This is a genomic window from Blastocatellia bacterium, from assembly GCA_025054955.1.
GTDB lineage: Bacteria > Acidobacteriota > Blastocatellia > HR10 > J050 > JANWZE01.
The window spans coordinates 31,657-46,854 of the sequence record JANWZE010000076.1 but is presented as its reverse complement, the minus strand read 5'-3'; the positions used below and the strand labels follow the sequence as shown (position 1 = coordinate 46,854).

Below are 15,198 nucleotides of genomic sequence, written 5' to 3'. Positions count from 1 at the left end.
TGTGGTTGGAGACGCAGTCGGTGACGTTGCTGGCGGCACTGGCCGTGCAGATCACGCGGTATGCCCGACGGCCGGTCTTCAGTGGGTTTGGCCGCTTCAGCTGCGAGCAGGCGTATTATTATTGTTGTCGGTGTGGGCAGGAGCAGGCGCCGTCGGATGAGCAGTTGCAGATAAGCCATCGGCAGATGAGTCCTGGCCGCAACGCGTCATTGAGTGGTCATCTGTCGTTTTTGGCGTGAGCCGAAGGTATGAGACGAAGGTAGGGGTGATCTATGAGTTGTCGGATCGGGTCCAGAGTCTGAGGGGTCGGCACGAGTTGCGGTGGAGGGTGGGCCTCGGCTCATTGGCTGGCGCACCAACGGGTGTGGTCGTCGCTGGAGCTTGGCCGGGGGCGATGCCATCGTGGCGCTGCGGGTCGCCGTGCTCAATGATCGGCTGGAACTCTTGCATCTCCGACCATCCTTCCAGGCCAAAATCGCCGCTTGATCTACCAACTTCTGGTTGGCGCACCCGGTCACACGCCAAGTTGTTGCATCTTTCATAGTGTTATGATAATTTGACCGGGCTTACGAGGTTTGTATGAATCTAAGACTTTTATATCAAGGGCAACGACTGGACTTGCTTGTCCGGTTTAGGAAAAGCTTTGATGCTTTATTTAATAAGAAAGTGATTAAATATACTATTTTAATATTTCTTTGTTGTTACATACCACCTCGTTTTGAGACAAGAAGTTTAAGAGAACAGTCACTAGATTTGAGGTCAAAATTCAGAAGCCTTTTTGTTGAACCCGAGCAACTAGTTTCCATTGCTCTACCTGAGGCCATTTTATTATCTCAAGAGTCAGAACTCTCACGAGCCAGCCAAGAAATCATCGAAGTAATCTCTGACGACATAAAGTTCGCTGGCATAGCTAAAGTGGTCGACAGAAGCTTGTATCCAAACATCCAAAAGAATTCTTCAAAAACTGATTTCTCTCTTTGGAGAAAACCCCCTCTGTCGCTCAACTTTCTTATTCAACTTTACCTGTCATCCACTTCCCAACACCTAAAAGTCAGTATGCAAGTAGTTAACATCCACAGTGAAAAAATAGTGTTAAACAAAAGTTATCAAGGCCATAAAGAAAAAATACGCGCGCTCTCTCACCTCATAGCCAATGATCTGATCAAGGCTATAGCAAACATTAACGGAATTGCTCACTCAAAAATTGCTTTCATTTCCCCTCCCCTTGGCGCTCGCGATATTTTTCAAATGGATTATGACGGAAAAAATGTGCAGCGACTCACATACGAGCATGCGATTATCCTTTTTCCAACACTTTCGCCAGTTACAAAAAAGCTAGCCTATATCACGCTCACTCAAAAGGGACCACTTCTTCAAATACGCTCAACTGCTAATGGGTTATTGCTTGGCTCGCTAAGTTTCCCGCGCGGATCAATCAGCTCCCCATCCTTCTCCCCAGACGAAAACTTTATTACCTTTGCTTCAAGCAAGGATAGCCATTCCATGCAGCTTTATACTATCAACCTACAAACTAACCAAATCAATCAAATCACTGACAAAAGTTCTGCAATTCACACCTCTCCGCGGTGGAACCCGCAAAACGGCCGTGAGATAGCCTTCATTTCGGACGAAAGCGGAACCCCTCAAATCCACATCATTGATGTTGACCAGAAAAAACAAAGGAGACTATTACAAAATGGTGGATCAGCAGACTCCCCTGCTTGGTCTCCAAATGGGCAATACATCGCATTTTGCTGGAAACCCGAGCGATCGCCCCGCTTTGATATTTTCGTGATGGACATCACAAGCGGAGAAATCGTACAATTAACCAGCAACGCAGGAAACAACGAGCGTCCATCTTGGTCACCAGATGGACGGTATTTGGCATTTCAGTCTGATCGAACAGGAAGATTTGAAATATACACAATGCGAATTGACGGAACAAACCAAAGGCAGTTAACTACCCAGGGAGCTATTTCGCCTATCTGGTTTGAGTAGATCGCTATGGTAATCCGAGCATTACTAGAACCACGTCAAAGCGCGATTAAGGAGATATAAGCATGGCACACCGCACCAACTACGCGTGGATATTTTTGGTCTTCGTTGTGGCTGCCACGGCCTCTTGCCGTCCGCAAGTCACATTGCGAGCAGATCGAAACAAGATTGAGCAAGGGGAAGCTGCAACGTTAAAATGGGCTTCAAAAAACGCGAAAACAGTCACATTAAACGGCGAAACTGTTCCACCAGCGGGTACAAAACAAGTCACCCCAAGGCAGACGGCAACGTACGAAATCGTGGCAAAGCGAGGAAAAAAAGAAGCACGCGACTTCGCTCGCATTGAGGTTACCATTCCCACACCAGCACCAACTTTGACGTTTACAGCAGAACGAGACCGGCTGGTAAAAGGAGAAAAAACTAGGCTCCAGTGGTCTTCCACACATGCCGAGAGAGTAACGATTGACGATATAGGGCAATTCCCCGCTGCCGGCTCAATCGAGGTGTCCCCAAAGCAAACGACAACTTACACTGCCACAGCCATTGGACCGAGTGGGACTGATACAAAAAGTACTCGCATCATTGTTATTGAACCTGAAGCACCGTCCCGTTTTGGAACGCGGACAAGGAACATTGCTTCGGAAATGGCTATGCATGTAAAGACGATCTATTTTGCCTTTGATAGCGCAGAGCTCACTCAAGAATCAAAAGAAAAATTAACTCAGGCGGCTTTGTGGTTAAATCAACCTGAAAACAAAACGATCCGATTCAAGATTGAGGGCCATTGTGATGAGCGGGGTAGCCAAGAATACAACTTCGCTTTAGGTGACCGTCGAGCTAATGCCGTACGCGAGTTTCTCATAAGCCACAATGTGTCGCCCGACCGAATCGAAACCCAATCTTATGGAGAGGAAAAACCTGTTGCTGAAGGCCACGATGAGGAAAGTTGGCGCCTTAATAGGCGGGCTGAGTTTGTTTATCTTGAAGGTGGAGAAAAAGAAGTACCGTTGGAGCAGGAGCCGTAAGCTAAGCCCTGTGGCTGAACGCATTGTTCAGCACATATTCTGTTTGGACGTGGAGGAAGTTATGTCGTTTAACAAAATTTTCTTGATTGGAAATCTCGGGCGTGATCCCGAATTAAGGTATACCCCACAAGGAACGGCAGTCTGCAATTTCTCAGTTGCTGTGAATGAACGGTGGCAAGATAGTGGGGGCAATCAGCAAGAAAGAACGACCTGGTTTCGTGTTACTGTCTGGGGGAAAAGAGCTGAAATAGCTAACCAATACCTGAAAAAAGGAAGCCAAGTTTTCGTCGAAGGTCGCCTTTCTGTGCGCGAGTACAACGACAAATCAGGAGCTGTTAGAACGTCTCTTGACGTTAATGCCTCTGACTTTCAACTCCTCGACCGCAAAGTGACAGATGTTCCATACGAAACTATTTCGGAGCCTGGGCCAACGGAACCTATTCCCTCACCAATACCATCGGATGATGATGTCCCCTTCTAGCTTGAGAGAGGGCCTCATGCCTGGTGAAACTGCCCAAGCCCAAAGTTGACATCCGCAGCTTCTCGGAGGGAACTGCCCGCGTAGTGACACACGCTACGAGAAGGATTCGTGAATGAGTTAGGGGGCACAGAGACACTCTTTGTCGCTGTGCAGCTTCTGTGGCTATGGGGGTCTTCGCACAAGTTTCTCGTGTACAAAGAGTCTATAAAGAGAGAAAAAGTTATCGGACGTGAGCAAGTCTCTCACTGAATCAATTGTCCCGCGAAAGACCACGTTTCACAAAGGACACAGGAGAGCAAGACATGGCCTTATACGACTTTCAAATGCCTTTACCCGGGTAGCCCCGACCTTGCGGGCTCATGCCCGCTGGAGTGCGCGCTCCCAGGGTAGATTGATTCGCAAACCGCTCTAGCGAGCGACCATCTGCTTCAATCCGCCATTGGCACAACACCAATTGCGAAGGAAAAGACCACGTTCATGGAGCCAAAAAGCGCGGCAGAACCTGAACTGACTGAGCACAAATCCCGATCTTCACTTGACATCTACTTGTTGTTGGGGGGCGGCACCACCCACCAGAGAGTAGTCAGACATGCAACGTCTGGGAGCCGTTACTCCCCAACCCATCGCGCTTTCAACAAGCACCACCGCTCCTGCATCGGCCCGTTCATACTCCCGCTGGCCACAACCGCGCTACTCCGGCGCTTGTGCAACGCGCCACTGCTGCTCACACTGCTGTTCCAGAGGTTGCACGTCCGGCCACCTTCTCATGCACCGCCTGCGCAGCTCAACACAAACGAGCGTAGCATGAGTAGTGATACCAAATGTGAACAGAAAATCGTAGCCGCTTGAGGTGCTCTGCTGCTGCTTCCATGTCGCTTCGTCAAATATGGCCCTTCGCTGGACTTGGTATATAGCGATTTGCAGTTGCATTGATACTGAGTAATGATTGATGCGAAGCCGTCTTTTCTCTGGCCAATTTCGATGCCAACTATGTGGACAGTATCAGTCCATGTACAAACGCCAAATACCAACCAGGAATGTAAAGACCACGTTCATGGTGATCCATGACCATCAAGCGCGGTGAGAGCAGGAGGCTATACCAATTGTGGAGGGGAAGACCCGTTCATCAAGCTAAAAAGCGTGGCGAAACCTGAGCTGACTGAGCAGCAATGTGACGAGCTTCACCGGTCATTTGGTATAAGGCCGTGTTCCTCAACCTCCAAGTCAGCATATCCAACAACGTTTCCCACATAGTTTCCTACATAGATTCCACCACTCAGGGTCCCAACAAAAAGTCGCTGGCTGTTTCTGAAATCAAAGCAAAATGTCGAAACTCTACTGCTAGCAAATCCTACATCAATTCGATCCCAGCTCCGCCCAGCATCACTCGAAAGAAAGAGACCTCCGTACCTCTGGTCTCCGACAATTAGTTCGTGGCGGTAATGAGGATTGACAGCTATAACCGAAACGCTGATCAGAGGGAGCCCGCCGCCAACTCGTGTCCACGCAGAGTTGTCCTGGCTAGTGTCTAACCGAAAGGCGCCCAAGGTTGTTCCTACATAAAGCAAGTCGGTCGCTTCATCTTCAGCAACAGCTTGAACCGGATAGGACGCTCCATGAATAGATAGCTCACGCCAGGTTTTCCCATCATCATAAGAAAGCTTTAACCCTCGATTGGTCCCCATGTACAGCACAGATGGTCTTTTCTTCGAGGGAACCAAACACATGAGGGTCTCGCCCACCTCAGCCCGGTAGATCACCTGCCAATCTCCTTGAAGAACACTCCCTTTGATAACTGAGGACTCTGTCAAGCAATACACCTGTTCTGTCTCCTCTTTCACTCTCGATTGAAAATCCAGTTCGATGACTTTCACAGACGAGTTCAACGGCGCTATTTGCTCGCCGACAGCATTCTGCGTTCTTTGACGACGTAGCCTTTGACGTAACTCTCGATTTGTCCTGGGCGATTGTTGATTGAAAGCAACGAGAGACCAGTTTTCCCCTCTGTCCTTAGACCGAAATAGCCCTTTATTTGTCCCGACCATCATGATTTCAGGCTGAGTCGAAGATTGCGCGAGGCAATAGACATCCACACCTTGCAAGCCGTTACCATACGGTTCCCATGTGGAGCCCGAATCATGGCTAACAAAAAGACCGCTATAAACTCCTGGTGAGAGCACGCCAGCATAGACCCGCGAGTGGTTCTCAACGTCAATCTTCACGGTAGAAACCGTCCAATGCGAAAAGCCAGTATTCGAGGCAGAAAAGGGGGAATTATCTCGGCTTGTCATAATACCCTGATTGGTAGCGAGCATAACAATGCTGGGTCGTAAATGATGCACGACGATGTCATTGACGACTAAGCGGCGATCTGTGACCAACCGCCATCTTTGACCGTGATCCGATGACATCCAAAGCCCCTGTGTCGTGCCAGCATAAATAACCGATGAATTCAAAGGATGCTGACGTATGATCTGCGTTCTTCGACTGGATGCTGGTATACCTTGAATCTTCGTCCACGATTGGCCGGCGTTTTCTGAACGGTAGATCCCCGAACAGGCGCTCATATACACAACGCTTCGGTTGGAATGGTCAATGGCGATGCTAAAAATATCAGAATCGTCAATCATCCCAACAGAGCTATTGCCACACAATTTCCACGTTTGACCACCATCTGTGGTCTTCCAAGGAAGCCGCCAGGTGCCAACATAAATGACATTTGGGTCCTCAGGATCCACAGCCACGGACTCAATGTTTTTGAAGTCGGGATGATCGGGGGAAATCAACTGCCAGTCTGCCCCACCGTTGGTAGAGCGGTAGACACCGGTCAAGGCGCCAGCAATGAAGAGCTCCGGGTCTGGACTCGATTGGACAAGTGCACGGATAGGCAAACCTTGGAGCCCAACAATAGGGCGCCAAGTCTTTCCTTGGTCTTCCGAAACAAATAGCCCGCCGCCTGTTTGTCCTCGGACATACCAACCACCTAAAAAAATTCGATCAGCCCAGCGACGATCTACCACAATCGTTTGAATGGAGAATCCACGCTGATTGAAACCGGGAAGCACTAGATGCCAGGATTGACCCCCATCAATTGAGCGAAAAAACTGGCCGTCACCAGTGCCAAGGTAACAGATGTCAGGATTCTGGTGATCCACAGCGAGTCTCCTGGCCTCGCCGCCAAACGGACCGGCTAATCGCCATCGCAGCATTCCCGACCAACTCGTTGATGGCGCTGCTTTATCAGGTTCAACGCGACCACTCAGTGTGGCGAAAGACGGACTCGCCATCGCTACAAGCACGATAATACCGATGCTCATGACTCGTTGGGAAGCAGGTATACGAACGACAAACTCTCTACGCATAGATTCCACGCATCCGAATATCAGTAGCGACACGATCAATCGCCACCATGTAAGCAGCCGTTCTCATATCAACGTGGTAGGTTGTCGCATACTCATGGACGATGCGAAAACTGCGCGACATCACACCACTGAGCCGATGATTGACAACCCGTTCAGGCCAGAAGTAACCCAACCGGTTTTGTACCCACTCAAAGTAGCTCACAGTGACACCGCCGGCATTGGCCAGGATGTCAGGGATGACAAAAATATTTCTTTCTTCCAACTGCCTGTCTGCTTGCGCCGTTGTCGGACCGTTGGCGCCCTCGCAAACAATGCGACACTTGAGACGATGCGCATTCTCAGAAGTAATCTGATTATGGGTCGCAGCAGGAATTAAGATGTCACATTCCAATTCCAACAGCTCTCGGTTGGTAATGAAGTCCGCCGGCTGATAGCCTTCAAACGTCTTGTGTTCTCGCAAATAATCCAATGCCGCATCCACATCAAGGCCAGCCGGATGATAGATGCCGCCATTGATATCGGAGATAGCTAAGACTCGGTACCCAGCTCGATACATCAGTCGCGCGGCCACTCCACCCACATTACCAGCTCCCTGGATCACAACGGTTGTATCCTGCCGAGACATTCCGAACATCTTACAAGCTTCATTACAAACCACCAGCAAGCCACGCCCCGTTGCTTCACGTCGGCCATAAGAGCCGCCAAGCTCAATCGGCTTGCCAGTGACAATTGCCCTCACAGCATGGCCAGCATGCATCGAATATGTGTCCATAATCCAGGCCATCACCTGCTCATCGGTATTCATGTCTGGCGCAGGCACATCTTGCTCAGGCCCAATCACGTCGAGTAACTGCGCCGTGTATCGTCGCGTCAATCGTTCCAACTCGCCAGGAGAAAGCCGAGAAGGATCACATACAACCCCGCCTTTAGCGCCTCCGAACGGAATATCAACCACAGCACATTTCCAAGTCATCCAGGCGGCCAGAGCGCGCACCTCATCAAGTGTGACATCGGGCGCATAACGAATCCCGCCTTTAGCCGGACCACGAGCAAAATTGTGCTGGACGCGGTAACCAACAAACACTTTAATGCTGCCGTCATCCATGCGCACGGGAATGTAGACTGTAATCTCCCGACTCGGATAACTCATGAACGTGTAAAGATCAGGCTCGATATTGAGCAACTTTGCCGCTCGATCAAAATAAACAAACATGGATTGGTAGGGGCTCGTTTCCTCGGCCACAGGCGCCGTGATCGAGTTCATCATCTATTGCTCCTGCTAGTGTTCATTATGATGAAGCATGATGATTGATTGTAGCCAGAAATATCGCGCCTGACAACGTGTTGCCCGAGCCCTCATTCACTGCGATGCTTGACTTGCCGTTAGCCGCTACCTAACATGTTCTCTTTAACCAAACGTTGGAGACGATGATCATGTCTGGGATTGAAACAGATGTACAAGTGACTCCCTCATTAAGAGCCGGTGGCACGGTTATCAACGATTTCAGCATTGAGGTCGCAACCGTCAATGGCTCAGGCAGCCAGACGGCCAACACCGTTCTGCTACGGACGATCTTCCAGATGGGCGTGCCTGTCTCAGGAAAGAATTTGTTCCCTTCTAATATCTCCGGGCTCCCCACCTGGTTTACCATCCGCGTGAGCAAGCATGGCTACATCGGACGGAAAAAAGATGCGGACGTGCTGGTCGCCATGAACCCAGAAACGGCACCGGAAGACGTTGATAAGATGCGAGCCGGCACCCTCGTTGTGTATGACGAGCCGTTGAACCTGCGCTCACGGCGTAGCGACCTGATCTTTTATCCCGTCCCATTCGACAAACTTGTTGCGCCGGTCTGTTCCAAACCAAAGTTGCGGCCACTGGTTCGCAACATGATCTACGTTGGTGTCCTCGCCTATCTGCTCAACCTAGACATGGCTCAGGCCAAAGTGGCGCTCAACAAGCAACTGGGCAAAAAGGCCGCTGTCCTGGATATGAACGCGGCGGCATTACAGGTTGGATACGATTTTGCCTCAGAGCACTTCACCAAACAGGATCGCTATTTGGTTGCGCCGATGAACGAAAACCAGGGCAAAATCATCATTGACGGCAATGCGGCGGCTGCGCTGGGATGCATGTTCGCCGGGGTCACGGTCGTCGCCTGGTATCCCATCACGCCCTCGAGCTCGCTCTGCGAATCGCTGATTATGTACATGAAAAAATACCGCATGGACAAGCGGACCGGGAAAGCCACCTTCGCCATCATTCAAGCTGAAGATGAATTGGCGTCATTGGGGATTGTGTTAGGCGCGGGATGGGCGGGCGCGCGCGCGATGACCTCGACCTCCGGCCCTGGCATTTCCCTGATGTCGGAGTTCGCCGGGCTTGGTTACTATGCCGAAGTCCCCGGCGTCATTTTTGACATTCAACGTGTCGGACCATCAACTGGCTTGCCGACTCGTACCATGCAAGGCGATTTGTTACAAACAGCCTATCTCTCACATGGAGATACCAAGCACATTCTGCTCTTCCCCGGCTCGGTCGAAGAATGCTACACCATGGCCATCGAAGCATTCGACTTGGCCGAAGAATTCCAAACGCCTGTCTTCGTCATGTCGGACTTGGACCTGGGCATGAACAATTGGATGTCAGACCCGTTCCCCTATCCTGAGCAGCCGCCCAAGCGAGGCAAAGTCCTCACCGAACAAGACCTGCAACGCATAGGGCGCTTCGAACGATACCGAGACGTTGACGGCGATGGGATTCCTTATCGAACGATCCCAGGCTCATCCATGCCTGCTTACTTCTGTCGCGGCAGTGGGCACAATGAGCGGGCTCTTTACAGTGAGCGCCCTGATGATTACAAGCGAAACATGGACCGCATCGCCCGAAAATTTGAAACCGCTCGGCATCGCGTACCGGCGCCGGAACTGGTCAGGGACGGCGCCGACGACGTGGGGATCATCGCCTTCGGCTCAAGCCACTTTCCCACCATCGAATCGGTGGATCAACTTCGAACCGAAGCCGACATCAACGCTTCGTATCTCAGGATTCGCGCATTTCCCTTCAGCTCGGAAGTCGAATCATTCGTTCGTCGGCACGACCGCATATACGTGGTTGATCAGAACCGCGACGGACAGATGCGCGACCTGCTCCGGCTGGAGCTTGCCCCGGAGCTCGCGCCGAAGTTGCGCAGTGTCCGACACTATGATGGATTGCCAATTGACGCGCGTACCATTACCGATCAGATTCTCGCACAGGAAGGTATTACCTCATGAGCACGATGACAACAACATCATCACCCAGAAAACTCAATCGCATCGGACTCGACATCGCTATATACAAAGGCGGCAAAACAACGCTCTGCGCCGGATGTGGTCACAATGCCATCTCTGAGCGCATTATTGATGCATTCTTCGAGATGGGCGTTGATCCGCGTCGGGTCATTAAACTATCAGGCATCGGCTGCTCGAGCAAAACGCCGGCTTACTTTTTGGGCAGCTCATTCAGCTTCAATGGCGTTCACGGACGGATGCCGGCTCTGGCCACTGGCGCTCTGTTAGCCAACCGGCAGATGATCGCCATCGGCGTGAGTGGCGATGGCGACACCGCTTCGATTGGGATTGGTCACTTCGTGCATCTGATGCGCCGGAATCTGCCCATGATCTACATCATCGAAGACAACGGCTGCTATGGCCTCACCAAAGGGCAATTTTCCGCGACGGCTGATATTGGCTCGACACTGAAAAATGGCGTCGTCAATGACCTGCCTCCGATTGATACGTGCGCCCTGGCCATTGAGCTAGGTGCCACGTTTGTTGGCCGCTCATTCTCCGGCGATAAAAAACAGCTCCTCGCGTTGCTCAAAGCAGCCATCTCACACCGAGGCACGGTGATGCTCGACGTTATCTCGCCGTGCGTCACCTTCAATGACCATGATGGCTCCACTAAAAGCTATAGTTACGTCAAAGACCACGACGAACCTTTGAGTGATGTGAGCTTCATCCCTCATTTCGAGGATATGACGATTGACTACGAACCAGGAACGTCACGCGAAATTCAACTGCATGACGGGTCGAAGTTGGTACTATCAAAATTGAGCGAGCAATACGATCCGACCGACAAGCTGGCAGCCCTGCAAGTGCTTCACGAGGCCCAGAAACGAGGCGAGCTGGTCACGGGCTTAATCTACTATGAGCCTGGGCGAAAGGACTTCCTCGAGCTCATCAACCTAGTTGACGAACCGTTGGCCACACTTCCGCTTGACATGGTGAGACCGCCGCGTGAGGCGCTGGACGAAATTATGGAGAGCCTTAAGTGAGTGTTATACCAATCGAGGATAGAAGGCCGGAGATCGCCGCTTGGTAAGTGTTTTGGCCTCCTTTGTACATCGCGAAACGTAGTCTTATAGTCTTACGCAGGCCGATTGGTGTTAGTTAGCTTGACGAGCCGCTACCGGTTTCGCTCAGTCACAAACAGCGTCATCTCGATCAGGGCACGTTGACTGGAAGAGGGAGCAAAATCTTCGACCAAAGCTCTGGCCCGCATGGCATATTCACGAGCGACAGCCCGCGCGCGACTCAATGCGCCACACTTGTTCAACAAACGAACCACCTGGGAACGCTCAACCTGTTTGTAATCCCGCTCATGAATCACTGCCTCAATGATCCGTCGCTCTTGTGTAGACGCCTGCTCCAGCAGGTAAATCACCGGCAGCGTAATCTTCCCTTCACGCAGATCATTGCCGGCTGGTTTGCCCAACACATGATCGGTTGATGTGAAATCGAGCACATCATCAATCAATTGAAACGCCATTCCCAAGTTCAAACCGAAATCCCGCAGGGCTTGTCGTTGGAATCGCGTGGCCCCGCCCATCAGCGCGCCAATCTCTGTGCAAGCGCTGAATAAATAGGCCGTCTTCCTCCGAATGATCTCCAGATATTCGTCTATTGTTATGGCCATATTGCCGATGTGCGCAAGCTGAATCAGTTCGCCTTCGGTCATCTGGCGTGTCAGCGATGTGAGGATGTCCAACACTTCAAAGCGCCGCTCTTGCAAGGCCATCTCAAAGGCCGACATATAAAGCCAATCGCCCATCAGCACGGTGATTTCATTGCCCCATATCTGATTGACCGATGGTTGCCCACGCCGCAACTCTGCTTGATCAATCACATCGTCATGCACCAACGTTGCCATGTGCAGACATTCGACGACAGCGGCAAGGCGAATGACGGGGGCTGTCGCCGATTGCTTAAACAGCTTGTTGGACAACAGCAACAAGGCCGGACGAATGCGTTTCCCGCCGCCACGATGAAGATAGTGACCAATCTGCGCGATGAGTTGAATCGGGGAATGAAGCTGGCGCTGTAGTTCGCGCTCGACCTCAATCAATTCGCGCTGAACTGGATCGAACAGGTGCCGGGCGATTTGTTCAACCGTCGGCGGTGGATTGGTTGCGGCTTGTGTCATGAGCGAGGCCACACTTTATCATGTTTCTCTGAAGCGAACAATCTATGCAACTAAATTCCCATTCTGTCAATCCGTGTTGAGACCGAACAATCGTCGAAAGTTCGCGCTCGTCACTGCGGCGATCTGTTGCTCGCTCATCTGACGCGCGTGAGCGAGCTGTCGAGCGACGTAACGCACATACGATGGCTCATTGCGTCTGCCCCGCATTGGCGCCGGCGCAAGCAACGGGCAATCCGTCTCAATTAAGAGTCGCTCCAATGGCAGTTGTTGAGCGATAGCTCTCAAGTCAGCAGCGTTCTTGAAGGTGAGAATGCCTGAGAACGATACGTAAAATCCCATCTCGATACACGCCTCGGCCAAATCGAGCGTGCCCGTGAAACAGTGCAAAATGCCGCTTAGCCCGCTTCCCTGCCACTGCTCGCGCAAAATGCTTAGTGTATCTTGCTCAGCTTCTCGTGTGTGAATGATGACCGGTAAGCCGCGCTGTCGAGCGCATTGAAGCTGTCGGCGAAAGACGGCTCGCTGGACATCTCGCGGTGAATGGTTGTAATGATAATCCAAGCCGACTTCTCCCCAGGCTAACACCTTGGGATGCTCAGACAGTTGCAGCAATTTTTCTTCCCAGCCATTTTGATAAAGCGTCGCATCATGCGGATGAATGCCGAACGCTAGGTAGACACACTCATACGTCTCAGCTAACGAGAGGGCTGTCTCAATCGAAGTGTCCCGAACGTATCCTGCGCCAATGTTCAGCATCAGCTCAACGCCGGCATCACGCGCGCGCGCGATGACCTCATCACGGTCGTGTTGAAACTCAGGCGCGTCTAAGTGAGCATGAGAATCAATGAACATGTCTGCTCGAACCCAATCATCTCAACCGCGCGCCGTTGGGAACATCTTCGTGAAAACCGACCAACACAGGGCGCTCTTCGTCGCCAACCGAGGCTGCCACGATCATGCCTTGGGATTCATACCCTCGCACCTTGCGAGGCTGCAAATTTGCCACAACGACAACTTTCCGCCCAATCAACGATTCTGGCTCGTATGCTTGAGCGATGCCGGCCAGTAATTGGCGCGGCGTCGCTTCACCAATATCAACAGTCAGAAGCAACAACTTATCAGTTTTTTCGACCTTTCGCGCCGTCAACACCGTCCCGACGCGCAAATCAACCTTAGCGAAATCCTCAATGCTGATGTATTGTTGCTGCGCCGGCGGCGACTCCTTCACGGCTGCTTGAGGCGGAGTCGCAACAGGTTCGCCTCCAGGTTCGCCTGTGGTTTCCCTTTCTGCTTCAATGGCTGTCATGATTTTCTCCTTATTGAGTTTGGGGAATAGTGGCCGGACTTCGCCAATTCGGCAACCTTCAATCGGAGCATCGAACTCAAGCGCTTCCGGATCAACTCCGGCCGGCTCGCCTGATAATCCCATCTGTTGCCAGAGCTGCCGCGTGGCTTCCGGCAGCACGGGCGAAAGCAACACGGCGAGGTAGCGAAGTGTCTTACTGGCGGTATTCAACAACGTCACCAGTTGAGCGTGCCCGGTCTCGCGTTTGACCAGTTCCCACGGCTTGTTCTCCGAGATGTACTTATCAACACGGGTAATCAGTTCCCAGGCTGATTCCAAAGCGCGATTGAAGCGATACGTGTCAAATTCGCCAAGGAAAGCCCTCCGGGCTTGCTCAGCCTTAGCGCGGATTTCTTGCTCTTGATCTCCACTCTGGGCCGCAGCTGGAATGACGCTATCGCAGTATTTCTTGATCATCGTCAACGTGCGACTACACAAGTTGCCGAAACCATCGGCTAAGTCGGCATTGGAGCGATCAATCAATGCCTCAAACGTGCAATCGCCATCTTCGCCAAACACGATCTCGCGCAGGCAAAAATAGCGAATCATGTCGTTGGCAAAATATCGCTTCAATGTCGGCAGATCAATCACGTTGCCTAGCGTCTTGCTCATCTTTCGCCCGCCGGAGAGCAACATGCCGTGAGCGAAGATCATCTTGGGCAGCTCCAGCCCGGCCGCCATCAAAAACGCCGGCCACCAGACGGCATGAAATCGAATGATATCCTTTCCTATCAACTGCACATCCGCCGGCCAATACCGGCGCAACCTATCGGTATTTTCGCTGCCAAAACCCAGCGCCGTGATGTAATTGGAGAGCGCCTCGAACCACACATACATGACGTGCTTGGGATCATCCGGCACGGGCACGCCCCACCTGACCGATGTCCGACTGATTGAGATGTCGCGCAGCCCGCTACGAACAAAACTCACCACTTCATTGCGTCGCGCGTCAGGCTGAATGAATGAAGGATTCGCTTCGTAATGTTGCAGCAGCCGCTGCTCAAACGCGGACAATCGAAAGAAGTAGCTTTCTTCTTGAACGATCTCGGTGAGTCGCTCGTGCACGTCGCACACCGGCTGCTCTTGCGTCGCATCGGCTTTGAACTCGTTACAGTTGGGGCAATACCAACCGGCGTAATCGCTTTTGTAGATATAACCGGCATCGCGAATGCGCCGCCACAGCTCCTGAGCGCCACGATAATGATAGTCAGCTGTTGTGCGAATCCAATGGTCATACTCCAGGCCAAACTGCGGGAAGATTTGTTGCGTCTCAGCGACCACTTCATCCACGTGCTGCATGACCGGCACGCCGCGCTGTTGGGCCGCGCGTTCGATATTGACGCCGTGCTCATCGGTCCCTGTCAGAAAAAAAACGTCGTAGCCACGCTGACGCTTATAACGCTTCAACGTATCGGCCACAATCGTCGTGTAAAGATGACCCAAATGCAGTCGTGCATTCGCATAATAAATCGGCGTTGTTACGTAAAATGTTTTCATCGTCTCGTCGGCGTCATGTTACTGAA

General features: G+C 51.7%; 12 protein-coding genes. 7 read left to right on the top strand and 5 right to left on the bottom strand.

The genetic code is table 11. The features are described from left to right. From NZ823_10395 to NZ823_10375, 5 genes are all read left to right on the top strand, one after another. Positions 1-239, top strand: a 239-nt coding sequence (locus NZ823_10395; GenBank protein MCS6805534.1) for a hypothetical protein, incomplete at its 5' end; no start/stop codon positions are given. An 82-nt stretch (positions 240-321) separates the two neighbouring features. Continuing rightward, complete coding sequence (locus tag NZ823_10390) at positions 322-486, top strand: hypothetical protein (protein MCS6805533.1); 165 nt, start codon at positions 322-324, stop codon at positions 484-486. A gap of 93 nt (positions 487-579) precedes the next feature. After that, positions 580-1,998 carry a hypothetical protein gene (locus tag NZ823_10385; protein MCS6805532.1) on the top strand — a complete coding sequence of 473 codons (1,419 nt, stop codon included), beginning with the start codon at positions 580-582 and terminating at the stop codon, positions 1,996-1,998. A gap of 62 nt (positions 1,999-2,060) precedes the next feature. Then, positions 2,061-3,020 (top strand): OmpA family protein, encoded by a 960-nt coding sequence (locus tag NZ823_10380; protein ID MCS6805531.1) that lies wholly within the window; start codon positions 2,061-2,063, stop codon positions 3,018-3,020. A gap of 61 nt (positions 3,021-3,081) precedes the next feature. Continuing rightward, positions 3,082-3,501: a single-stranded DNA-binding protein gene (locus NZ823_10375; GenBank protein ID MCS6805530.1), complete on the top strand. Its 420-nt coding sequence runs from the start codon at positions 3,082-3,084 to the stop codon at positions 3,499-3,501. 1,181 nt (positions 3,502-4,682) lie between these two features. Here the strand turns inward: NZ823_10375 and NZ823_10370 are convergent. Together NZ823_10370 and NZ823_10365 are read right to left on the bottom strand one after the other, a co-directional pair. After that, positions 4,683-6,863 carry a hypothetical protein gene (locus NZ823_10370; GenBank protein ID MCS6805529.1) on the bottom strand — a complete coding sequence of 727 codons (2,181 nt, stop codon included), beginning with the start codon at positions 6,861-6,863 and terminating at the stop codon, positions 4,683-4,685. Then, positions 6,856-8,127 (bottom strand): Glu/Leu/Phe/Val dehydrogenase, encoded by a 1,272-nt coding sequence (locus NZ823_10365; GenBank protein MCS6805528.1) that lies wholly within the window; start codon positions 8,125-8,127, stop codon positions 6,856-6,858. The genes NZ823_10370 and NZ823_10365 overlap by 8 nt, the downstream gene beginning before the upstream one ends. Positions 8,128-8,297: 170 nt before the next feature. Between NZ823_10365 and NZ823_10360 the strand changes: the two genes are divergently transcribed. Both NZ823_10360 and NZ823_10355 read left to right on the top strand, forming a co-directional pair. Next, on the top strand, positions 8,298-10,139 hold the full coding sequence (locus tag NZ823_10360) for a 2-oxoacid:acceptor oxidoreductase subunit alpha (protein MCS6805527.1): 1,842 nt from the start codon (positions 8,298-8,300) through the stop codon (positions 10,137-10,139). After that, positions 10,136-11,182 carry a 2-oxoacid:ferredoxin oxidoreductase subunit beta gene (locus NZ823_10355; GenBank protein ID MCS6805526.1) on the top strand — a complete coding sequence of 349 codons (1,047 nt, stop codon included), beginning with the start codon at positions 10,136-10,138 and terminating at the stop codon, positions 11,180-11,182. Before NZ823_10360 ends, NZ823_10355 begins: the two co-directional genes overlap by 4 nt. 131 nt (positions 11,183-11,313) lie before the next feature. Here the strand turns inward: NZ823_10355 and NZ823_10350 are convergent, their stop codons facing one another. The 3 genes from NZ823_10350 to metG all read right to left on the bottom strand — a co-directional run bounded on the left by NZ823_10350 (position 11,314) and on the right by metG (position 15,172). Further along, entirely contained in the window at positions 11,314-12,330 is a 1,017-nt protein-coding gene (locus NZ823_10350) for a polyprenyl synthetase family protein (protein ID MCS6805525.1), read from the bottom strand. Positions 12,331-12,396: 66 nt separating this feature from the next. Beyond that, positions 12,397-13,182, bottom strand: a complete 786-nt coding sequence (locus tag NZ823_10345) for a TatD family hydrolase (GenBank protein MCS6805524.1) — start codon at positions 13,180-13,182, stop codon at positions 12,397-12,399. Between the two features lie 16 nt (positions 13,183-13,198). Then, positions 13,199-15,172 carry a methionine--tRNA ligase gene (metG, locus tag NZ823_10340; protein ID MCS6805523.1) on the bottom strand — a complete coding sequence of 658 codons (1,974 nt, stop codon included), beginning with the start codon at positions 15,170-15,172 and terminating at the stop codon, positions 13,199-13,201. Positions 15,173-15,198 lie beyond the last annotated feature (26 nt).

Coding starts and splice junctions, on each gene's coding strand:
- metG (MCS6805523.1), bottom strand. CDS start 15,172: ATGAAAACATTTTACGTAACAACGCCGATTTATTATGCGAATGCACGA.
- NZ823_10365 (MCS6805528.1), bottom strand. CDS start 8,127: ATGAACTCGATCACGGCGCCTGTGGCCGAGGAAACGAGCCCCTACCAA.
- NZ823_10360 (MCS6805527.1), top strand. CDS start 8,298: ATGTCTGGGATTGAAACAGATGTACAAGTGACTCCCTCATTAAGAGCC.
- NZ823_10355 (MCS6805526.1), top strand. CDS start 10,136: ATGAGCACGATGACAACAACATCATCACCCAGAAAACTCAATCGCATC.
- NZ823_10385 (MCS6805532.1), top strand. CDS start 580: ATGAATCTAAGACTTTTATATCAAGGGCAACGACTGGACTTGCTTGTC.
- NZ823_10375 (MCS6805530.1), top strand. CDS start 3,082: ATGTCGTTTAACAAAATTTTCTTGATTGGAAATCTCGGGCGTGATCCC.
- NZ823_10345 (MCS6805524.1), bottom strand. CDS start 13,182: ATGTTCATTGATTCTCATGCTCACTTAGACGCGCCTGAGTTTCAACAC.
- NZ823_10370 (MCS6805529.1), bottom strand. CDS start 6,863: ATGCGTAGAGAGTTTGTCGTTCGTATACCTGCTTCCCAACGAGTCATG.
- NZ823_10380 (MCS6805531.1), top strand. CDS start 2,061: ATGGCACACCGCACCAACTACGCGTGGATATTTTTGGTCTTCGTTGTG.
- NZ823_10350 (MCS6805525.1), bottom strand. CDS start 12,330: ATGACACAAGCCGCAACCAATCCACCGCCGACGGTTGAACAAATCGCC.